The sequence below is a fragment of the Rhodobacter sp. NSM genome (genome assembly GCF_052244495.1).
Classification (GTDB): Bacteria; Pseudomonadota; Alphaproteobacteria; order Rhodobacterales; family Rhodobacteraceae; genus Cereibacter_A.
Map to the genome: position 1 here is coordinate 12,502 of NZ_JBQPXH010000022.1, position 21,144 is coordinate 33,645.

Below are 21,144 nucleotides of genomic sequence, written 5' to 3' on the forward strand. Positions count from 1 at the left end.
TTACCCCGGGCTCCAGGCGTCTCTCTCGATGCCGGGAATGCCGGCGAACTCCTTCGCCAGGAACTCCACCATGAGCCGGATGCGCGCAATCCGTGCCCGCTCCGGAACGATGAGCAGGCTCAGGGGGATCGACGGGAGCGCATGGTCCGGGAGGATCGGTTCAAGCTGCCCGTCGGTCAGCAGATCGTCCACCAGCCACAGATGGGCGGGACCGAGGCCCCGCCCCGCCCGGTAGGCCTCGCGCGCGGCGAGGCCATTATCGACGCGCAGGCGCCCGCCGAAGGAAACGACATGGGTCGCGCCGTCAGGTCCTTCGAGGGTCAGCCTCTCGCTGCCAGTAATGTTGAACATTCGGATGCCCTCATGCCGCTCGAGGTCGGCCGGCGTCTCGGGACGGCCCCGACGCTCGAGATAGCTGGGGGAGGCCACCAGAATGCGCCGGCTCCTCCCGAGGGAGCGCAGCTTCAGTCCACTGTCGGCCAGCGCGCCCAGGCGAATGGCCAGATCCACGCCCTCGCGCACCAGATCGATCCGCTCGTCGGTCAGGCCGAGATCCACCTCGATATCGGGGTGCCGGTCCTGAAACCTGTGGATCAGCCGACCGATGTGGCGCACGCCGAGGGCGGCCGTGCAGGAGAGACGCACGAGGCCGGAGGAGGCGGCACCTGCGCGGCGTGCCTCGTCTCCGGCTTCCTCGACAAGCCGCAGGATCTGAACGGCGTGCAGGTAATAGTGATGGCCCTCCTCGGTCAGGGTCACGCGTCGTGTCGTACGGCTGAGGAGGGCGACACCCAGCGCCCGTTCCAGTTCGTTCAGGTGGCGGGTGACGCTGGACTGACCGATCCGCATGTCGCGGGCGACGGCCGAGAGGGATCCGCGCTCCGCCACCCGCACGAACGTGCGCATGCGGTCGAGCGTGACCTCCGATCCATCCATCCTACGGCACAATCCTATCCATTCATCCTCCATACCGCGGAAGTTCGGCAGCGCCTAGTTTCGTCGGGCAGATGCCAGGAGGGTGCCCCCCATGAACGTGCTCATCGTCCATGCCCATCCCGAACCCCGGTCGCTCAGTGCCGCCCTGCGCGATGTGGCCATTGCGGAACTGACGGCCGAGGGCCATTCGGTCGAACTGTCGGACCTTCATGCCATGGGCTGGAAGGCCGTGGTGGATCGCGCCGATTTTCCCGCGCTCGATGCCGGCATGCGGCTGCGGGTCCCGTCCGCCTCGGGGCAGGCGGTCGCGACCGCCACGCTGACGGAGGATGTGGCGGCCGAGCAGGAGAAGATGCGCCGGGCCGACCTGCTGATCCTTCAGTTTCCGCTCTGGTGGTTCACCATGCCCGCGATCCTGAAAGGGTGGATCGACCGCGTCTATGCCCATGGCTTTGCCTATGGGGTGGGCGAGCACAGCGACCGCCGCTGGGGCGACCGATATGGCGAGGGCACCTTCGCCGGGAAGCGGGCGATGCTGATCGTGACCGCCGGAGGATGGGAGCCGCACTATTCGGCGCGAGGCATCAACGGCCCGATCGAGGATCTGCTGTTCCCCATCCATCACGGCATCCTGCACTACCCGGGATACGACGTGCTGCCCCCCTTCGTCGTCTATCGCGCGGATCGGCTGGACCAGGCCGGTTTCGACGAGGTGGCCGAGGGCCTGCGCCAGCGGATACGCATGCTCGACAGCCTCCGGCCGATCCCCTTCCGCCGTCAGAACGGCGGGGACTACCTGATCCCGGAGCTCGAGCTCCGCGCCGACCTGGGGGCACCGGGCGCGACCGGCTTCGCCCTCCACCTCGAGACTTCAGACAGTCGGGAAAGCAGCGATCCCGACGCGTCGAGGTGACGCGATCGCCGGCTCGGCCCCGAGGATCGGCGCACCGTCCGTCAGGATCTGTCCCGCCCGCTGGTGGAGGCCTTCTTCGCCTGGCTCACCCCTCAGGCCGACCGGGTCCCACGCAGGTGCGGGAGCCTCGGTCGGCGGCCGCTCATCGCCTTGGTTGCCCCGGTACCGGCAGGTTCGGTCCGGGTTTGATGCCAGCTTGCTGATCGGGGACGATCCCGCGCATGCGAGAGGCGCGGGCGGGCGGCTGCGGCCATCCGCTGTCAGAGAAGGAAGTCGCTTGCCCGGAGGCTCATGGGATCGTCGAGGAAGATCCGGAGGTCGGCGCGTCCGTCGCCGCTGACGTCGCCCTGGATCAGGGTTCCGCCGTCATGGCGGAGGCAGCGCAACTCGCCCGCCTCGCCGCTGAAGGCGGCACGGCCGATGAAGGTGAAGGCCTGGTTGCCACGGACACCCGTGTCGGCGTCGATGGCGGCGAGGTTGATGTGGTCGGTGCCCCGCGCAAAGTCGGTGATCGTGTCGCGGGTGGAACGGCCGCCACAGCTGGCGCGCAGGCTTTCGAAGACGAAGACATCGGCCCCGCTGCCGCCGGTGAGATGGTCGGCGCCGAGGTTTCCGCTCAGGCGATCGTTGCCGCTTCCCCCGCTCAGCACGTCGTTGCCCGACCCGCCCGCGAGCTTGTCGTTGCCCGAGCCGCCCTGGAGCCGGTCCGCGCCGGCGCCGCCGGTCAGCCGGTCATGGCCCCCGCCGCCGCGGATGACGTCGCCCGCCGACGAGCCGACGAGCCGGTCGTTCAGGCTGCGTCCGTTCATTTCGACGCCGGAGCGGTCGAGGGTGACTTCGACGCAGATCGTCTCGTAGGCGCCGAGCGAGAGGGACAGCACGTTTCCGTCCATCAGCTGACCGGCGGTCAGGAATTGGGTGCGCGCGCAGCCACCGTCCGCGAGCGGATCGCTTCCCGCCATGCCGATCTCCGTCGCCCAGACATGGCTGTAGCCGGACGCCACATCGGAGATGTCGAAGTCGCCGGTCAGGGTCGAGCCGGTGGTGTTCGAGATGAAGATCACCGTGCGGGAGTCGCTGCCGAAGGCCTCGACCATCGTCCTGCCGGAGGCCGCCCGCAGATCCAGCACCTGGAGCCCCAAGAGTTCCTCGTTCATGATCCGCAGGGTCTCGCCCGCCACGGTGAGGCCGCCGTAGGTCTCGCCGGCATGGCCCGTGGTCGTCGAGAGACGCGTGGGGTTGTTCTGCTGAACGCTCCAGATGTTGGTTCGGTCGACGCCCGCCTCGACCGCCTCGGCGAAGAGGGACACCAGCCACGGCGCCATGAGCAGGCCCGAGATGCCCTCGTGGCGGGCGGATACGTTCCACTCGGAGACGTGCCGCGACATCTCGCCGAAGGTCGGGTTGCGCGCGGCCATCCGGTCCCAGGTGTCGAACGGGTTGTAGGCCCAGCCGTCCACCGAGGTCCCGGTGAGGTAGCGATGCGTGACCACTCCGTCCACGGCCCGCTGTTCGGCCGCGGTATCGAACTCCCGGAAGATGAGCGACGTGGCGCTGACCGTAGGCCCCGTATAACCCTCTGGCACCCGTCCGCCGTTCGGCAGCACCTGCTCGGCGCGGCCTCCGGGGCCGACCTGCACGACGATCTCCGGTTCCACCCAGTCACGAGGCAGGTCATGCGAGGCGCGGAACGCGTCGATCGTGCTCTGGATCACCGCGGCCAGCCGGCTCGCGATCCGGCCATATTCGACGGCGCTCAGGGTCTCGCCGAAGATCGAGGAACTGTCGGCCCACCATTCGTTGCCGAGTTCGATCGCCGGGATCTCGACACCCGCCGAGAGCGCATGCTCGAGCAACTGCGTCGTGAAGCGGCCGACCAGCGCCTCGTCGACCGCCTCCTGACGGTTGCCGGACCTGTTGCGCACCGTCCCCGCAAAGCGGATCGTGGGCATGACGAAGGTCATCGACAGGCCGGCCGCTCCGGCGGCGTCCAGCGCGTCCCAGAGGCCCAGGGTCGAGCCGCGCGAGGGGCCGTCCCTGTCCGGGTCGAACATGTTCGTCCTGTCGCCGTAGACGAAATTCTGCAGCGAGCCGTTGGGGTTCGCGAGATCGAACATTCGTTCGGACAATGTCCCGCCGGGATAGCGGATGGTCGAGACACCCAGGTCGCGGACCGCCTGCAGGTAGGTGTCGCCGGGGCCGAGGCGGTCGCGGTCGAAGAGGAAGTTGACGCCGAAGTGGTCGGTGGTGACGACCGAGCCGAGCCGGTCGTCGCCGGACGTCGCCGTGGCGATGCGATACATGATGCGAGCCTCGCGGGCTGAGGGACAGCACCACCCCGCCGGAACGGGACGGCAGCCGAAGGGGAGGACGCCCGGAGGACCGGGCGCCCGATGCGGGGAGCCGCGTGAAGCGCCTTCCGGCGCAGGCGGCCTCAGATCGGCGCGGGACCTGCGGCGCGCATCGGGCGCCACGGAGCGGGCCGGGCCGGCTTCCGGCGGGTCACCTGCGTCGGAGACGGACCGTCACATGGTGCCTTTCTCCGGTTTTCCGCGGGCTTTTCCGCTTCTTCACACGATCGGCGGAACCGGCGCCTCCCCCTGCCCTGCCCCGGCCCGGCGCACCGGGCCATCAGAGGAGCAGGTCCTCGGGGGTCCTGCCCGTGGCCATCGCCTTCTTGAACCAGTGCGGCTTGCGCCCGCGGCCGTACCAGATCTCGTCGGGATTGGCCGGATTGGCGTAGCGGGGCCCCAGCGGTGCCCGCGGATGCGCCCTGCCCGACCCGGCCAGCTCTTCCAGGGTGAAGCCGAGTTCGCGGGCCCGTCCGGCGAGTTCCGCCAGGGCGTCCTTCCTGCGCTGCCTCTCGAGGGCCGCGAGGGCCGCGGCGACCTCGATCTGCAGCTCCACCAGCTCCTCCCGCGAAAGGGCCTCGAGGTCGATGTCGAGGGCAGCCCTGTCGCTCTCCCGGGGCGCGCCCTCCCCGGGCATTCGTCCGTCCTCTCTTCCGGGACCGCCTTCCTCGCGGGCGCAGGTCTCGGCCCGACCCGCCGGTCCCGGGGCGCGGGCGGGCACCGGGGGGGTCCGGCTCCGGGTGACCGGATGAGGTTCCGCAATCTCGATCACGTTCGAAATCCCCGTTTCGGGAGTCAGCGTCGTCCTTGCCGATTGAACAGGCCTTTTCCCCGGGTTTCCATCCGGCCGGACGATATGCCCAAAGGTGCGCAGCGGCTCCCTGGTATCATGCGCCCGGAAAGGAGCGGGCAGATCTCGCAAAAAGGAGATCCGATGGAAGGGGAATGATCCGCCCCATGGAGATCATCCGGAGAAACATCGGCCTTTCGAGCGGGGATCTCGAGCGGTCGCCCGAGAGTATGCCTTCCCGGCCCGGTCGGGCGATATCGAAAGGATAAGGAAGCGGCCTCGCCCTGTTTTACGTATATTCCATTTTACCGGAAGAAGGAGAGGCCGGGCGGCCGCCCGGCATCCGGCTCTCGCGCTTCCCAGGGATACCCGTTTTCGGCCGGTCGCATCCGGGTGCTGACCTTCTCCGTCCTCCCGGCGCATCGCCGGCGGGCCGGGCTCAGAGACCAGCCCCCGTTGCAGGGACCGGCCCGGAGGATCCGGAAGGACACCGCCTGATCGCTGTCCGCCGGGCCTCGGCGAGTGCGGCGTCCACGCGGGCGAAGGCGATGCCGGCGGGCAGGCACCGGTCACAGTCGGGCGCGTCCTCTTCCGGGACCTCTTCCGTGAAGCGATCCGACATCAGGATCACGCACAGGGCGGGGTTTCGGGCGCGGAGGCGCTGCAGGTGGGGACGGATGGCCAATCTGCCTCCGTAGGAGTCAAGGTCGCAGAAGAAGGTGGTGAAGGCCCCGGGACGATCGGAGGCGGCGTCGACGGCGGTCTCGAGCGCGGCGGCACAAAGCACGATGCCCCCCGTCCTCTCCAGGAAGTGGATGAGATCCGCATGGCGCCCGTGCCTTGCCGTGGCAAAGAGCATCAGCTGGTCCGGATGGAAGAGGGGCATCGGGCTGTTCCTTCGTGTCCGGCGAGGGGGTGGCCGGGAGGGAGGCATTCATCCCGGGGCTCCGCCTCTCCGGCATGCCGGAGCTCTTTCGTCCGGCAGCCGCTTCGGCCGTCGCCGCCGCCCGGCCGTGAGCGGCTCCACGCGCATCGGGTCATCGTCCGGACCCTTCCCTCTTTCTCCGACAGGCGGGCTTCGGGCATCAAGGCGACATGACGCCCGCAATTGCCCCGCCCGATCTTGCGGCATTGCGCCGGGCAGGGCTGTGCTTTCCGAAAAGGACATATCGCAAGATATTTCCGGCCCGATTACCAATCCATTCGATCAGATCGCGCGGCGGAGACAATATCTTGTTGCGGGTTTCCGGCGCCGTCCGCGCGACAATCGGACATGAAGGCGGTGGGGCATGTCCCAAAGATCGCCCCCGCGGCCTCCGGGGAATATTGCTTCCCCTTATAAACATGCAATTAGTTATTCCGAATAAGCCGGGTCACCGCTGCGGGATGTAGGTCGGGCAGCGCGAAGATCGGAGTCATGAATCGGGCAATATCGTGTCAGGGATCCTGCAGTTCATCCGGAGCGCCATCGCGCAGCCGTCGGGCCGTAGGGCCGCTCCTTTCCTGATGGCAGCAGCCCTCCTGTCAGCCTGTTCCCCGGCCGACCTGCCTGTCATCTCCCTGTCCCTGCCGCAGGCCACCACGGAATACAGGATCGTGCCGAACCAGCGCCGCTGGGTGGGTGTCGCGGCGGGCGACACGACGCTCGAGCGCATGGGCGAAACCGGGCCGGAGCAGCTCATCGTGCTGCCCAACGCCACGACCACGCCCGGCGACAATTTCATCCTGCTCAAGGCGCGCAAGGATCTCGGGGCGGGGGGCCGGTTCTCGACCTCGGTCTTCTCGGAGGAGATGGATGAGCGGATCCGGCCCTTCCGGGGGCTGTCCGAGGCCAGTCTGAGAAGCCGCACCGATCCCCTGGGGCCGCTGATCTGGGCCGAGATGCGCCAGGGCAGCCTCTATTGCGTGCTGGCGTTCCGGAGGGCGGATGCCGCGGCGCGCATGCTGCCGGTCAATGCCCGCACCGTCGACCTCATGATGCGCAACTGCGTGAACGGCGATCTCGAGACGGCCCTGGCGCCGATCGGGGCGGCCAGCCTCTCGGGCATCGCCGGGGCCGGGACGGGCGCGGGGGGAGGGAGCGTCCTGCTGTCGCCTCTCGCGGGTCCGCAGCCATGACCGCGGCGGTCCGGATCGGGTTTCAGGGGCCGCAGGCGGCCTGCCGGTGTCTCGTGGACCGGGCTCCGCGTCGGGCCCCCGTATTCCAGGGGTCCGCATGTCCTCTCGTTCCAACCTGACGGGCTCCAGCCTCCTGCGCGGCCTGCTCATCCTGGCCACGGCCCTTGGCACGATCCCCTTGATCATGCTCCTGAGCGTGCCCTCGGACACGCTCGCGCAGGGGCTTTTCGGGGTCACGACCATCCTCCTCGTGGCGGCCCTGAAGCCCTTCACCTGGCGCTCCATGCCGCTGCGGTTCCTGATGCTCGCCACCGCGGGGGCGGTCGTGCTGCGCTACTGGATGTGGCGCTTCTTCGAGACCCTGCCCTCGGCCGAGGATCCGGTCTCCCTTGCCGCGGCCTGGATGCTCTTTGCGGTCGAGACCTATGCGATCGTGCTGTTCTTTCTCAACGCGTTCCTGCTGGCGGATCCGCTGAAGCGCGGCATGCCGGAGATGGTCCCGGTCGACCGGCTGCCCACGGTGGACATTCTGGTTCCCTCCTACAACGAGCCGATCGACCTGCTTTCGGTGACGCTGGCGGCGGCCAGGAACATCCATTATCCGGCGCACCTGCTCAACGTCGTGCTCTGCGACGACGGCGGCACCGACCAGAAATGCACCTCCTCCGATCCGGCGGAAGCCGAGGCGGCCCAGGCCCGGCGCAAGGCGCTCCAGGCGCTCTGCGAGCACCTCGGCGCGACCTATCTCACGCGCGAGCGCAACGTGAGCGCCAAGGCCGGCAACCTGAACTCGGCGCTTGGCCAGACCCGGGGCGAGTTCGTGGCGGTCTTCGACGCCGACCACATTCCCTCGAGCGATTTCCTGGCCCGGACGGTCGGCTTCCTGGTCCGGGATCCGAAGCTCTTCCTGGTCCAGACGCCCCACTTCTTCATCAACAAGGACCCGATCCAGCGCAACCTCGATCTGCCGGACGCCTGCCCTGCGGAAAACGAGATGTTCTATGCGCTCATCCAGAAGGGGCTCGACCGCTGGGACGGGGCGTTCTTCTGCGGCTCGGCGGCGCTGCTGCGGCGCGCGGCGCTCGATGCGGTGGGCGGCTTCTCCGGCCAGACGATCACGGAGGATGCCGAGACCGCGCTCGACATCCATGCGCGCGGCTGGCACAGCCTCTACATCGGCCGGGCGCTGATCGCGGGACTGCAGCCCGAGACCTTCTCCTCCTTCATCCAGCAGCGGGGCCGCTGGGCGGCCGGGATGATGCAGATCCTGCGGCTGAAGAACCCGATCTTCCGCCCCGGCCTGACGCTTGCGCAGCGCCTGTGCTACTACAACTCGATGAGCTACTGGTTCTTCCCGGTGGTGCGGCTCATCTTCCTGCTCTCGCCCCTGCTCTATCTCTTCTTCGGCCTGCAGATCTTTGTCGCAAGCTTCGAGGAGGCGCTCGTCTACACGCTGACCTACCTGGTGGTCAGCTTCCTCGTGCAGAACGCGCTCTTCTCGAGCGTCCGCTGGCCGCTGATCTCGGAGGTCTACGAGATCGCGCAGACGCCCTATCTGATCCGGGCCACGCTGGGGGCGCTGCTGCGGCCCAGGGGGTTCCGCTTCCAGGTGACGGCCAAGGACGAAACCGTCGCCGACAGCTTCCTCTCGCCGATCTACCGGCCGCTCCTCGTCCTCTTCCTGCTGATGGCGGCCGGCGTGGCCGCGGCGGGGCTGCGCTGGGTTCTTTTGCCCGACGACCGGCAGGTCGTGATGATCGTGGGGGGCTGGGCGCTCTTCAATTTCCTGATCACCGGCTTCAGCCTGCGCGCCGTGGTCGAGAAGCGGCAGCGCCGGGTGGCGCCGCGGGTTGATCTGAGTGTCCCTGCGAGGCTCGAGGCCGGCGAGGACGAGACCGCCCTTGCGGTCGAGGTGGTGGATGCCTCGACCTATGGCGCCCGGCTGCGCCTGGCGGATGCCGCCCATCGCCGGTTGCGCCTCAAGCCCGGTCAGACCATCACCTTCCAGCCGGAGATCCCGGACGTCCCGCGCGCCAGCCGCCGGATCGCCTGCGAGATACGCTCTCTTCAGCCCGAGGGACGCGACCTGTTTCTCGGACTGCGCTTCCTGCCCGACCAGGATGCGTCGGTCCGGGAGGCGGTGGCCTGTCTCGTCTTTTCCGATTCCGGCCTCTGGGAGAAGACCCGCCGGTCTGCGCTGGCCGGACGCGGGCTTCTGGCGGGCATGGCCTATGTCTTCTGGCGGGCGGCGACCACGATCCCGCGCACCTCCCTCGACATGGTCCGGCTTTCCTGGACGGTCCCTCCCGAGGAAGCCGATGCCGAGGCGAAGGGACCTGCGCCGCATATTCTGGCCTTCGGGCAGGATCCCGACGAGCCGCTTCCGGCCCGGGAACCGGAGGACAAGGTCCGGAAGCCGCCCATGAACGGACACGGGAAGACACCTGTCCCGACCACACCGCAGGCGGGGCTTGCGGCGGCGCCGGCGAGAGAGAACGCCGGCGGCACCCTTCAGCTGTCCAGCAGGTGACCGAGATGCGCATGGCAACCGTCTGCCTTCTGGCCGGCTCCCTGGCGATGGCCGAGGACGCCCGGGCCCAGGTGATCCGCTTCGGAGGGCCGGAAGAGCTTCCGTCTCTCGCGGCAGGGGAGGCTCCGGGGGAGTCCGCGCTCCCCGAAAAGGTGCGACCGGTCGACCCGGACTTGCGCCAGAGAAGCGAGGCCACCGGTTCGGCGCCCCGGGGATCCGCGCCGGCCGATCCGCCGGCCCTCCGCACGCCGCTCATCCTGGTGGCGCCGGACGAGGCGCGCGACGGCATCCTGCGCCAGCAGGGCACGCGGGGGCGGATCGTCTTCGAGGCCTTCGCGGCCACGCCCGGCGCAGCCGCCTCCCTCGAGCTCAGCTACCGCAACAGCATCGCCGTCCTGCCGGAGGCCTCCTCCGTCGCCGTGACGATCAACGATCGCGAGGCGGGGCGCTTTGCCCCCCGGGCCTTCGACGGGTTTGCCCGCGAGACGCTTCGCATTCCCCCCGGCCTGCTCAAGCCCGGCCCGAACCGCATCGTGCTGGATCTGCATCTCTTCCACCGGATCTACTGCAGCCCCGAGGCCTGGTTCCAGCTCTGGAGCGACTGGGACCTCTCCGCAAGCGGGATCATGGTTCCTGCGGATGCGGAGGCTGCCCCGCGGATGGAAGACTTCCGCGCGGCCCTGCGGGCGATGGCGGGGAGCGGCCGGCCCCTCGTGATCCGCCGCAACGCGACCACGCTCATCGACGAGGCCGGCACGATGGACCGGCTCATCGCCGTGCTGGGGGCCGCCACCGGCGGCAGGTTGCCGCCTGTCGAGCTGCGCGAGCCCTATCAGCTGCGCGATCAGGCCCCGCCTCCCGCCCGGGTGACCTTCCTCGCCTCCGGCCGGACCCACATCGAGGTGCGTCGGGGCGGAGACGGGGCGGCGGTGCTGGTGATCGAATATCCCCTGGGGCAGCTCGCGGATGTGGAGGGGCTGGCCCGCCTCCTGCCGCCGCAGCCCGCGGTCGCTCCGGCGATCCCGCCGCTTGAGCCGGGCGCCGTCCAGAGCCTCTCGAGCCTCGGCTTCGATCCGTTCAGCGGCTCGGACATCTACTCGTCCCGTACGGTCCGCTTCCGGCTGCCCGAGGACTGGCTCATCCTGACGAACGAGCCGGCCATGCTGGCGCTCGTCCATTCGGCAATGCCGGGGCTGCCCGCGGGATCCGGGATGGTGGTCAGGGTCAATGGCGAGGCCGTGCGGCTGGTGCGGCTCGACGGCTCCGTGCCCGGTTCGGAGGGCCCGCTGGAGATCCGTTTCGAGGGACGCAGGCTCCGGCCGGGGATCAACAGCCTCGAATTCCAGGTCGTTCTTCCGGGCGAGCGGCCCGATCAGCCCTGCGCGCGGACCGAGGCGGACCGCTTCCTGATCAGCCCGGCCTCCACCCTGCAGGTTCCGGTCTCCCCGCGCATGGTCCTGCCCGACCTGGGACGCGAGCTTGCCCGGGTGGAGCAGGCAGACGTGCGGGTGTCTGGGGACGCGCTTGGGCTGCAGGCGATCCTGCAGGACCTCCTGGTCCAGGCGAGGGCGGTTCCGGATCCGGAGCAGGGGCCGGGACGTGTGCTGCATGTGATCGATCTGGCCCGGCTGCCGCCGCTTCTGCAGGATCGCCCCGACCTGCGGGAAATGGCGCTCCAGGCGGTGCTGCAGCCGGCCACGGGACCGCAGGCGGAGCCCGATCCGCTTGCGGGCGGGATGGAATGGAGGGCGCAGGCCTTCCCGACCACCGGCCAGATGATGACCTGGCTGCGGTTTGCCTTCGGGCCCGGCCAGGGATCGGTGGAGGACTGGCTGCAGGGACGCAAGGCCGCCGCGATGCTGGTCCTGGGCGGCGCGGCGGAGCCCCGGAGCCTCTGGCTCGTGCTCGGCCCGGAGGCCGATCCGAAGGAGGTGCTCAGGGCCCTGCGCAACAGCCTTGGCTCTCCGGACCGGCCAGCGGGCGAGGTGGCGCTCCTCGACGGCGAGGGTCACTGGCAGAGCTGGAGATCGGATCGGGTCTGGCCCCGGCTTCTCGAGCCGATCGGACCGGCGAACCTGCGCACCGTCACGGGGGCCTATGTCTCCTGGGCTCCGGGGCTGCTCGTGGTGGCGGGCCTGGGTGTGTCGTGGATCGTGGCGATCGGGGCGTGGCTGGCCATCCGGGGCGGCCGGAAGAAGAGGCAGGGATGAATCGCAGAACCTTCATGACGGCCCTCACCGTCACCCTCGCGGGGGGAGGGGTTTTCCGCGCCGGGGCGCAGGGCGCCCCCGCCTTCAGCCTCGCGTCCGGGCATCCGCTGCAGGAGGCCTGGCAGGCCTGGAAGCGCCTGTGCCTGAACGAGGAGGGCCGGGTGATCGACGCGCCCCAGAGCGGGGCGAGCCATTCCGAGGGCCAGGGATACGGTCTTCGGCTTGCGGCTGCCTTCGGAGACGAGGAGGCGTTCCGCCGGATCTTCGCCTGGACCGAGGGCAACCTCGCCCTGCGCGAGGACGGGCTTCTGAGCTGGCGCTACCTGCCGGAGACCGGCGATCCGGTCCCGGACCAGAACAACGCCTCCGATGGCGATCTCTTCTATGCCTGGGCCCTGATCCAGGGCGGGATCCTGTGGAACGAGCCGGGGTTTCACGAGCGCGCTCGGATCATCGGCCGGGCGCTCGAGCAGGGCTGCCTGGCCGGCCATCCCGACGGCTCGGAGCGCAGGTATCTGCTGCCGGCGGCCTACGGATTTGCCAGCGACGAGGGCGTCACGCTCAATCCGTCCTATTTCATGCCCCGGGCGATGCGCGAGGTGGGGATGTTCGCCGAAGCCCCCGCCCTCGTTCTGGCGGCGCGGGACGGGCTCGAGCTGATGAACGCGATCGCGGGGTCGGCCCTCCTGCCGGACTGGCTGCGGCTCACACCCGAGGGCCCGGCCGACGCCCCCGGCCTCTCCGCCGATTGCGGCTACGATGCGCTCCGCATCCCGCTCTATCTCTGCTGGTCGGGCATGAACGCCACGCCCGCCCAGGTGCGGTTTCGCGAGATCCACCGTCGGGCCGCCAGGGTCTCGCAGGACACGCCCACGGTTTTCGAAGAAGGCACGGGCCAGGTCCGGGAAACCAGTGACCAGCCCGGCTACCGGGCGCTCGTGGCCCTCAACGACTGTGTCCTGTCCGGGACAGCCGGCGCAGCCCTGCCGGATTTCGACGCCGAGCAGCCCTATTTCCCCGCCACACTCCATCTGATGGCGCTGGTCGCCCAAGCCGAGTTCTTCCCCAAATGCCTCCCCATCTGATCCGCCCGCGCCCCGGCCGCGCCCCGGCCCTCCTCCTCGCCTGCCTCCTGGTCCTGCCGGCCTCCTGGAGCCTTGCCCAGACACCTTCGCAGGATGACCTGCGCGCCCTGCGCTATTACCGGTCGCAGAACGACACGGTCTCCTACGAGGCCGAACTGCGCCGTCTCCGGGTGCAATTCCCCGACTGGACGCCCCCCGCCGATCCGCTGGCTGCCATCGCGGGCGCGGCCGACCCCTCGGTCGAGATCGACGAGATCTACCGGTTGATCGCCTCGGGCGCCTTCGATGCGGCCGATGCCCGGATCGGCGAGACGCGCCTGAACCACCCCGGCTGGACGCCTCCCAGGGACATGACCGAGCTTCTGGAGCTCTCCCGGGCCCAGGCGGCCTTCGATCTGGCACTGGCCTCGGCCGATCTCGGGCGCGCCGTTCAGGTCAGCGCCGAGCGGCCGGTCCTTCTGAGCTGCGAGCGGATCAACAATCCCTGGCGGCTGGCCGAGGCGCAGCGGGCCGCGGGCGCGACGGACGAGGCCTTCCGCCTGATGCAGGGCATCGTGCGGACCTGCGGGGACGCCGATCACGTGACCGCGACCCTCGAGAAGGCCGACGCCTTCGCCACGCCCGGACAGATGGCCCAGCTCTTCGCCGAAACCCGGCGACGCTTCCCGGCGCGGGCCACAGCCTGGGACGGTCTCGAGACCCGGCTGGCGGCCGGGCACGGGCAATTGCCGCCCGCTCAGCGATCGGCGAGCGCCCGGACCGTCGCCAAAACGGCGTCTGCCCCGGTCAGGACGAACCCTGCGCCCGCAGCCACTGCAGCCACTCCGGCCCCCTCTTCCTCCGGCGCGGCCCCCCTGTCCCGCAGCGCGACGCGCAATCCGGCCCAGTGCCTGGCAGGCACGAGCCCCGGGGCCACCTCGGGCCAGGCCCTCACGCGCGCCTGGTGCGCCTATGACCTGCAGCGTCCGCTCGAGGCCCTGGGGCTGTTCCGGCGGGCCGAGGCCACGGGCTCGGCCGGGCAGAAGCGCGATGCCCGGTTCGGGCAGGCGCTCGCCATGCTCAAGCTCGGCATGGCCGACAGCGCCGCCCGGGTGGCGGCCGCCACAGCCCTGACCCACCAGCAACGCCTCGATGTGGAACTCTGGATCCTCGACCAGCGCGGGGTGCAGGCCTATCAGCAGGGCAAGTACGAGCGTGCCGTGGCCTTTCTCGATGCCTATGCGGAGCTTGCAGGCTTCGAACGGCGCGATCTCGCGATCCTGCGCGCCTATGCGCTGATGAACATGGGCAAGCGGCAGGAGGCCCACGCGGCCTTCCAGGCCCTGCATGATGCCCTGGCCACGGAGGAGACCCGCCATGGTCTCCGGGCCTCGGCGCGCTAGACGGGGCCGTCTGCGGGATGGGGCGAATCTCGGACTGCGCTTCCTGTCCGACCAGGATCCGGCGGTCCGGGAAGCGGTCGCCTGCCTCGTGTTTTCCGACTCCGGGCTCTGGGACAAGACCCGTCGCTCCGCCCTGGCGGGACGCGGGCTCCTGTCCGGCCTGGGGTTCGTCTTCTGGCGCGCGGCGACCACGATCCCGCGCACCTCGCTCGACATGATCCGGCTCTTCCGGATCGTCCCTGCCGTGAAGGGCCGAGGCGGAGACGACGGGATCCGCCCCGCAGATCCTGGCCTTCGGGCAGGATCCTGACGCACCGCCACGTTGACGAGCGGCCGATGTTCCTCGACTCGCCGGCTGGCCCGCACTGGTGACGCGGGTTCGGGAACCCGGCCCGGGACACCGCCCGGATGCCTTGCAGGGCAGCCGCATCATGGCCAGGTCGACCAGCGGCTCCCGGCGCGTGGCCGACCCCTCCCTGGCCACTTTCGCGATCTGCCCCGGGGAGGGTCCATGCGTCACGGGCCGAGGTCAGAAGCTCTCTCCATCCGCGGCCGCCGCAGGCCGCGACGCAGGATCGACCAGCCGATCCGCTCAGAGGATGAAGTCGCCATCCCCGAGCGTGCCGACACCCCTCACGACGATCCGGAAATCGGCGCGCCCGTCCCCATCGACATCGCCCAGAACCGCGCCACCGGCACAGCGCAGTTCGCCCGCAACCCCACTGAACGCCGTTGCGCCGATCAGGGCGAAGTCCTGGTTTCCGGCCTGCGCCGCATTCGCATCCATGCGCGAGAGGTCAATGCGATCTGCCCCGCGCACGAAATCGACGATCACGTCGCAGTGCGCTCCACGCCCGGCATCCGCCATCGAGGCGAAGACGAACACATCGGCTCCGGCCTGCCCGATCAGGCGGTCCTGACCCGCCCCGCCGATCAGCGTATCGGCACCCGTCCCGCCCAGGAGACGATCCGTCCCGCCGTCACCCCGCAGGCGGTCATTGCCCTCCTCGCCCAGGAGACGGTCGGCCCCTGCGCCTGCGTAAAGAACGTCCGCGCCCTTTCCGCCCACCAGACGGTTCGCAGCGGCATTGCCGAACAGCCTGTCCGCCCCGGACCCGCCGGTGGCGTTCTCGATCAGAGTGTCGGAGGCGATCTGCATGTTTCCGATGGCGCCCATCACGTTCGACAGTGCGCCGGGCATCAGGTCGATTACCTGCGCTGCGCGCCAGCGGCTGAAATCGACATGGTCCGTCCCGCCATGGTCCACGACAAGGAAGGCCACCCGCGCGCCAAGCGAGGCCGCGTGATCCAGCGCCCCACCCGCCGTCGAGCCCACGCCATAGACGGTGGCCCCGGCATGGATGGCGGGTGCGTCGTACATCTGCTTCAGGGCGAGGTAATCCGCCAGCATCGGGGTCAGGTTGTAGGCCTTCGTCGCCGCGACCCGGGTGTTCTCGTCCTGATCGAAATAGGACATCAGGCTCATCTGCCAGCTGTCGTTGGCGATCGCGGACGCGCCGAACTCCGTGATCCTCGAATAGTCCTGCGGATGACCCAGCCCCAGCGCATGAAGCGTCTCGTGCATGTAGGTCCGGAAGGCGTAGCTGCCGTAACTGTCACCCGGCTCGACCCGATCCGAGGCGATCTGGATCTCGGCCGAGGTGATCGTCGTGCCGCGGGCCGATGTCTCGGTGCGCGCACCCGTTCCGCCGTTGGAATAGGTGATCTGCGCTCCGCCGGAGGTTTCCGCGAAGCGCAGCCCGGTCATCGTGCCGATTTCCGCCAGCGCGGCGCGTGCCAGCCCGCGCTCCTGCAGGGTCAGATCGCCAAGGCTGACCGTGATGGTGCCGTCGCGCCCCGCGTCCATGGTGCGGGTCACCCCATCCGGATAGGAGGTCGCCATGAGCCGTTGCGCGAACTTCTGCGGCGTCATGATATGCATCGGCATCGGCCTTCCTCCAGCGGTTCTGCAGCCCGCCGTACTGGCGGGCATGGGGCCGACAGGTTTTGCGCCGGAAACGGAAAAGGTTCAAGCTGCCGGGCCCGTTGCGAGCAGCGTCCGAAAGCACGGGGGCGCGCGCCACCGCCGGGCGTGGCGATGAGCTCCGCCGACCTGACCCGGGCCTCCTTGCCCGACGCATGGGGCCTCCGACCAGCCCCTGAGTGTTGATGGCACTCCTTCGTGCGCGCCGCCCTCTCGTGGCGGCGAGCCTGCCCTTTCTGTCGACCCGGAAACGCGGACACGGTTCACGTCAGGATGCGGGAGGCCCGAACTCGTCTTCGACAAGGTCGAGGCTTGCCCGGGCATCGGGGCGCTCTTCGAGCGAGGCATCCACCCGCTCACGCCACTTTCGCCCGCGGCGGCAGAGGTCATCCCACGCCGACCACAAGTCGTAGGAGCGTCGCTCGGAGAGGACGGAGAGCAGCCAACCGGCCTGATCGAGGTCCTTGCGGCGCTTTTCCCGAGATGTTCCGGTGCGCAACTGGGCGACGATCAGCTTGTGCAGGGCATACCGCTCTGGCGCAGGGACCTTGATCGACACGCCCGAGCGATAGAGCGAGACAGCGTCGCGCGAGCCATCGAAGGTGAACTCGAGATGCCTGAGAGCCTGAACGGATTCGCCGATGCCTGCGTGCCTGCGTCTTGGCTCGCCGTTCCGGCTCATCGAGGAGAGGAATTCAAGTTCGATCGTTCCTTCGATTACCCATCTGGGAGGTTGGTCTTCACTCATTCCAAGGACCGCCTCCATCTCGATGCCGAGTTTCTGCAGGCGCAACGCAAGCCCTCTCGGATCGCCTGAGGATCCGCCGGCAAGCTTCACGCTGTTCGCCGCGATCAAGTCGACATCTCCGGTCATCGAGAAGGCTGTCGAGGGTGGATCGACGGATAACATCAACGGGTAATGGCGAAACGCCTGGGTTCCCTCGAGGATGCCTCCCGCGGTGAAGAACCCGGTCTTCGCGATGGCGGCAAGCAGCTTGCCGGTGGTCATGTCAGGTGCAAGACAGCGGCCCGCCCGCAGCGTGGCGACACAGGCCGAGGCCGAACGCTTCCAGCGTTTCAGGGCCGCCTGTTCCCTGCCCGCCTTTTCGATCCTGGCCCTGACCTCTTCGGTGTCGGGTCCGATTGCCGTCTCGAAGACGTTCTTGCCGGCCCGCTTGCGGGCGACCCAGTAATGATTTTTCCCTTTGCTGCGCTTCAGGATGGAGCCTTCGATCGAGGGGGTCGGTATGACCGAATGCAGGTGCTGAAGCTCCTGGTAGGCCGTCTGAAGAGGTAAAGGGAGGTCCATTGTTTTCCCACACAAATTATCTTTTGTGTGGGAATATGCGATGAAGCCGGTCCGACGCAATTCTTCCCGCACCAAAGACATGTCCTCAGGCGGAAGACCCGCCTTCCGATCAATGTGGGCGACACTTTGGTCGGGGTGAGCGCACCCATTGCGCGTGGGAAAAATCCTTCGAAACCGGGACTTTGTCGCAGGGCCGGGCTTATGACGACGGGGGAGAAGACAGGGAGGCCTCGGCAAGTCACGGTTTTCGCCGCATTGCAAGGATCTGCTGGTGCCCGGGATCGCTCCACCGGGCCCCTTTTTTGCCGGAGACCGGCAGCAGGCGCTCAAGACCCCGCGCGATCCGACCGACGACCTGCCGATCATCTCCGTCAGGAGTATGAGACAAGATGTGCGGAATCATCGGGATCCTGGGATCTCATGAAGTGGCGCCGGTCATTCTGGATGCCCTGCGGCGGCTCGAATATCGCGGCTATGACAGCGCCGGTATTGCGACCGTCCACGAGGGTCGGCTGGAGCTTCGGCGTGCGACAGGAAAGCTCATGAACCTGTCGGACGTCCTGGTCTGCGATCCCCTGCGCGGCAAGGCGGGCATCGGCCACACACGCTGGGCCACGCATGGCGTGCCCAGCGTGGAGAATGCCCATCCGCACCGCGCCGGCCGGGTGGCTGTGGTTCACAACGGCATCATCGAGAATTTCCGCGACCTCCGTGACGAACTGTCTGTCGCCGGCTGCCGGTTCGCCTCCGAAACCGACACGGAAGTCATCGTCCATCTGACCGACCGATATCTCGACAAGGGTCTCGACCCGGTCGAGGCAGCCCGTGCAACCCTGGCCCGTCTGAAGGGCGCCTTTGCCCTCGCCTTCCTCTTCGAGGGCGAGGAAGATCTGCTGATAGCGGCGCGACATGGCTCGCCCCTGGCCATCGGTCATGGCGAGGGCGAGATGTATCTGGGTTCCGACGCGATCGCGCTCGCGCCGATGACGAACCGGCTGACCTATCTCGAGGAAGGGGACTGGGCTGTCCTGACCCGACAGGGGGTCACGATCCATGACAGTCGGGGCAGCCCCGTCCAGCGCGCGATCACCGTCATCGATGTCGAGAACGCGCGGATCGACAAGGCGGGTCACCGACATTTCATGGCCAAGGAGATGGCCGAGCAGCCCAGCGTGATCAAGACGGTGATCGACCACTACCTGCCGGGGGAGGCTGCGGAGCCGGCCATGCCCCCGGGGGTGGACTTCACTGCCGCCGACCGTGTGGTGATGGTGGCCTGCGGGACGGCCTTCCATGCCTGCCAGGTCGCGAAATACTGGTTCGAACAGTTCGCCCGCATCCCGGTCGAAATCGACATCGCCTCCGAGTTCCGGTACCGCGACCCGGTGCTGGAGGACGGCGACATCGTGATCGTCGTGAGCCAGTCCGGCGAAACCGCGGATACGCTGGCAGCCTTGCGGCATGTGGCCGGACGCGTGGCGAGAACACTGGCGGTGGTGAATGTTCCGACCTCGTCGATCGCCCGCGAAGCGGATGTCCTGATCCCGATGCATGCCGGTCCGGAGATCGGCGTTGCCTCGACCAAGGCCTTCACGGCGCAACTGCTGGTGCTTCTTCTTCTGGCCCTGAAATGCGCCCGGGACCGCGACCGGATGGAGGCCGGCCGCTGCGCGACGCTGCTGTCCGAGATCCGATCCATTCCGGGCTTCATGAGCCGGATCCTCGACCGGGAGGCGGATTACGAGCGCATCGCGGAAGTCCTCGGCGAATGCGATGACGTGCTGTTCCTGGGCCGGGGCGTGATGTTCCCGATGGCGCTCGAGGCGGCGCTCAAGCTCAAGGAAATCAGCTACATCCATGCCGAGGCCTATGCGGCGGGTGAACTCAAGCACGGCCCGATCGCCCTGATCGACAAGAGCCTGCCCGTGGTGATCCTGGCCCCGCGGGACAGTCTCTTCGAGAAGACGGTCTCGAACATGCAGGAGGTCATGGCACGCCACGGGCCGGTGGTCCTGCTGACGGATGCGGAGGGAGCCGCGGAAGCGGGCGCGGCTTCGCACTGCGTGGCGCTGCCCCGGGTGCCCGAGGTGGTGACCCCCTTCGCCTATGCGGTCCCGGCGCAGATGCTGGCCTATCACGCCGCCATCGCCCGCGGGACGGATGTGGATCAGCCGCGCAACCTGGCGAAGTCCGTCACCGTCGAATGATGCGACCGGGACTGCCGGACCCCGCCCCGGGGCAAGGGGCGGGGTGGGACGCCACATCGACCACGCGGCCTTCCAGTCCCTGCATGATGCCCTGGCCACGGAGGAGACCCGCCATGGTCTCCGGGCCTCGGCGCGCTGGACGGGGGCGTCTGCGGGATGGGGCGAACATCCTGCGTCAACGGGGGGCACCTGTACTCTCCGACCGGGTTGATGTGCTCCCGTCCAGGCGGCGGGACGTATGGCAGCAGGCGGGATGTGTGACGAAGCGCGTCATGGCTCCTGTCTGCCGCGCGTCTGACTGCGCGCCATCCAGTCCGCTCCCGCGTAGCTGACGGCGTGAATGAAGACCTCGCGCGCCTCGTCATCCACCGTTAAGGCAATGACCGCCTTGCGCCCGGCGGGGATGGCACGCAGGCCGGGCGCGATCTCGTCGCGGAGGCTTCCCTTGTGCGGCGTCTGCGTCAGATCGGCGATCGCCGCCTCGATGTCAGCCAGCCGGCGCGCGCCGGCCTGCGGCCCGGCAAGGTCGATGATCCAGCGCAGGATGGCGTCGAGATCATCCGTGACGGCCGGATGAAACCGAATGCCGCAGCTCACCCCTCGCGCGCCGCCTGAACCCGCGCCCGGGCAGCGGCAAATGCCTCATCGGCGCCCACATAGGCCGAGCGCGGCGTCTGCACACGAGTCCGGATTTTCTCGGCCATGCTTTCGAGGGCAAGGCTGCGCTCCTCTTCGTCACGCATCATCTGCTCGAGCGCGACGGCACGGCTGCGCTCTGCGAGGCGAAAACGCCCTGGTCGACCTTTCGGTCAGGAAGCGGTGATGCCGGTCGGTGAAGCTGAGTGTTGTCTTGACGGTCATCCGCCCCTCCGAAGTATGACCTGGTCATACATGCCGCATGAATGTCTTCCGGCAACCGGCGCATGGCAGGCGCCATCATTGACCCGACCCGCCGGCGGGATGATCTTGTCGTGCCGGGGAAACCACATCCGCCCGTGAGAGACGCAGGATTTCGCCCCCCTCCCGCAAGCGGCCCCCGGAAGCGGCCAGGGCGGCGGGATCCCGGTGCCCGGGTCCGGGATGCCCCGCGGCAGAACGCAGCAGAGGCCTTGCCGGACCGCAATCTTCAGTTGTGAAGGAGGGCGGCCCAAGGGGGCTGTCTTCTTCCTCTCCGGACGCCTCCCGGAATATATTTCCATTAACAATCAACATGTTTCAGCAGACGCTCCTCGAAATGCGCGCGGCGCCGGTCCCGGCGCGGGATGTACCACAAGATAACCTTCCCCTCCGGAAGAGAAGCCGGAACTCCCCATGGGCAGGATTGCCCCA

The 21,144-nt window shown here is 68.6% G+C and carries 16 protein-coding genes; 8 read left to right on the forward strand and 8 right to left on the reverse strand.

All coding sequences use genetic code 11. The features are described from left to right. On the reverse strand, nucleotides 1-936 hold the full coding sequence (locus tag ACTVZP_RS20590; RefSeq protein WP_443214027.1) for a LysR family transcriptional regulator: 936 nt from the start codon (nucleotides 934-936) through the stop codon (nucleotides 1-3). 91 nt (nucleotides 937-1,027) lie between these two features. Here ACTVZP_RS20590 and ACTVZP_RS20595 point away from each other — a divergent pair, with 91 nt between their 5' ends. Then, nucleotides 1,028-1,849 (forward strand): NAD(P)H-dependent oxidoreductase, encoded by an 822-nt coding sequence (locus tag ACTVZP_RS20595; RefSeq protein WP_443214028.1) that lies wholly within the window; start codon nucleotides 1,028-1,030, stop codon nucleotides 1,847-1,849. Nucleotides 1,850-2,109: 260 nt separating this feature from the next. Here the strand turns inward: ACTVZP_RS20595 and ACTVZP_RS20600 are convergent, their stop codons facing one another. The 3 genes from ACTVZP_RS20600 to ACTVZP_RS20610 all read right to left on the reverse strand — a co-directional run bounded on the left by ACTVZP_RS20600 (nucleotide 2,110) and on the right by ACTVZP_RS20610 (nucleotide 5,876). Further along, nucleotides 2,110-4,152, reverse strand: coding sequence for a M10 family metallopeptidase C-terminal domain-containing protein (locus tag ACTVZP_RS20600; protein WP_443214029.1), 2,043 nt, complete (start codon nucleotides 4,150-4,152; stop codon nucleotides 2,110-2,112). A gap of 328 nt (nucleotides 4,153-4,480) precedes the next feature. After that, nucleotides 4,481-4,837 (reverse strand): H-NS histone family protein, encoded by a 357-nt coding sequence (locus ACTVZP_RS20605; RefSeq protein WP_443214030.1) that lies wholly within the window; start codon nucleotides 4,835-4,837, stop codon nucleotides 4,481-4,483. 592 nt (nucleotides 4,838-5,429) lie between these two features. Beyond that, nucleotides 5,430-5,876, reverse strand: a complete 447-nt coding sequence (locus ACTVZP_RS20610; protein ID WP_443214031.1) for a hypothetical protein — start codon at nucleotides 5,874-5,876, stop codon at nucleotides 5,430-5,432. 620 nt (nucleotides 5,877-6,496) lie between these two features. On the opposite strand from ACTVZP_RS20610, the gene ACTVZP_RS20615 reads away from it, so the two are divergent. The 6 genes from ACTVZP_RS20615 (at nucleotide 6,497) to ACTVZP_RS20640 (ending at nucleotide 14,625) form a co-directional block, all read left to right on the forward strand. Beyond that, on the forward strand, nucleotides 6,497-7,108 hold the full coding sequence (locus tag ACTVZP_RS20615; RefSeq protein ID WP_443214032.1) for a hypothetical protein: 612 nt from the start codon (nucleotides 6,497-6,499) through the stop codon (nucleotides 7,106-7,108). A gap of 97 nt (nucleotides 7,109-7,205) precedes the next feature. Further along, nucleotides 7,206-9,638, forward strand: a complete 2,433-nt coding sequence (gene bcsA / locus ACTVZP_RS20620; RefSeq protein ID WP_443214033.1) for a UDP-forming cellulose synthase catalytic subunit — start codon at nucleotides 7,206-7,208, stop codon at nucleotides 9,636-9,638. 5 nt (nucleotides 9,639-9,643) lie between these two features. Beyond that, a complete protein-coding gene (locus ACTVZP_RS20625) occupies nucleotides 9,644-11,848 on the forward strand; it encodes a cellulose biosynthesis cyclic di-GMP-binding regulatory protein BcsB (protein ID WP_443214034.1) in 2,205 nt (734 codons plus the stop codon). After that, nucleotides 11,845-12,933, forward strand: coding sequence for a glycosyl hydrolase family 8 (locus tag ACTVZP_RS20630; RefSeq protein ID WP_443214035.1), 1,089 nt, complete (start codon nucleotides 11,845-11,847; stop codon nucleotides 12,931-12,933). Before ACTVZP_RS20625 ends, ACTVZP_RS20630 begins: the two co-directional genes overlap by 4 nt. Continuing rightward, nucleotides 12,918-14,315, forward strand: coding sequence for a hypothetical protein (locus ACTVZP_RS20635; RefSeq protein WP_443214036.1), 1,398 nt, complete (start codon nucleotides 12,918-12,920; stop codon nucleotides 14,313-14,315). The genes ACTVZP_RS20630 and ACTVZP_RS20635 overlap by 16 nt, the downstream gene beginning before the upstream one ends. Next, nucleotides 14,290-14,625, forward strand: a complete 336-nt coding sequence (locus ACTVZP_RS20640; protein ID WP_443214037.1) for a hypothetical protein — start codon at nucleotides 14,290-14,292, stop codon at nucleotides 14,623-14,625. Before ACTVZP_RS20635 ends, ACTVZP_RS20640 begins: the two co-directional genes overlap by 26 nt. Nucleotides 14,626-14,907: 282 nt before the next feature. Here ACTVZP_RS20640 and ACTVZP_RS20645 read toward each other — a convergent pair whose 3' ends face one another. After that, nucleotides 14,908-16,263, reverse strand: a complete 1,356-nt coding sequence (locus tag ACTVZP_RS20645; protein WP_443214038.1) for a M10 family metallopeptidase C-terminal domain-containing protein — start codon at nucleotides 16,261-16,263, stop codon at nucleotides 14,908-14,910. Between the two features lie 304 nt (nucleotides 16,264-16,567). After that, nucleotides 16,568-17,680 carry a GSU2403 family nucleotidyltransferase fold protein gene (locus tag ACTVZP_RS20650; protein WP_443214043.1) on the reverse strand — a complete coding sequence of 371 codons (1,113 nt, stop codon included), beginning with the start codon at nucleotides 17,678-17,680 and terminating at the stop codon, nucleotides 16,568-16,570. 317 nt (nucleotides 17,681-17,997) lie between these two features. Here ACTVZP_RS20650 and glmS point away from each other — a divergent pair, with 317 nt between their 5' ends. After that, nucleotides 17,998-19,815, forward strand: a complete 1,818-nt coding sequence (gene glmS, locus ACTVZP_RS20655) for a glutamine--fructose-6-phosphate transaminase (isomerizing) (protein WP_443214039.1) — start codon at nucleotides 17,998-18,000, stop codon at nucleotides 19,813-19,815. 270 nt (nucleotides 19,816-20,085) lie between these two features. Here the strand turns inward: glmS and ACTVZP_RS20660 are convergent, their stop codons facing one another. Together ACTVZP_RS20660 and ACTVZP_RS20665 are read right to left on the reverse strand one after the other, a co-directional pair. Next, a complete protein-coding gene (locus tag ACTVZP_RS20660) occupies nucleotides 20,086-20,412 on the reverse strand; it encodes a type II toxin-antitoxin system RelE/ParE family toxin (RefSeq protein WP_443214040.1) in 327 nt (108 codons plus the stop codon). Continuing rightward, nucleotides 20,409-20,558, reverse strand: coding sequence for a hypothetical protein (locus tag ACTVZP_RS20665; RefSeq protein ID WP_443214041.1), 150 nt, complete (start codon nucleotides 20,556-20,558; stop codon nucleotides 20,409-20,411). The genes ACTVZP_RS20660 and ACTVZP_RS20665 overlap by 4 nt, the downstream gene beginning before the upstream one ends. Between the last annotated feature and the right edge of the window lie 586 nt (nucleotides 20,559-21,144).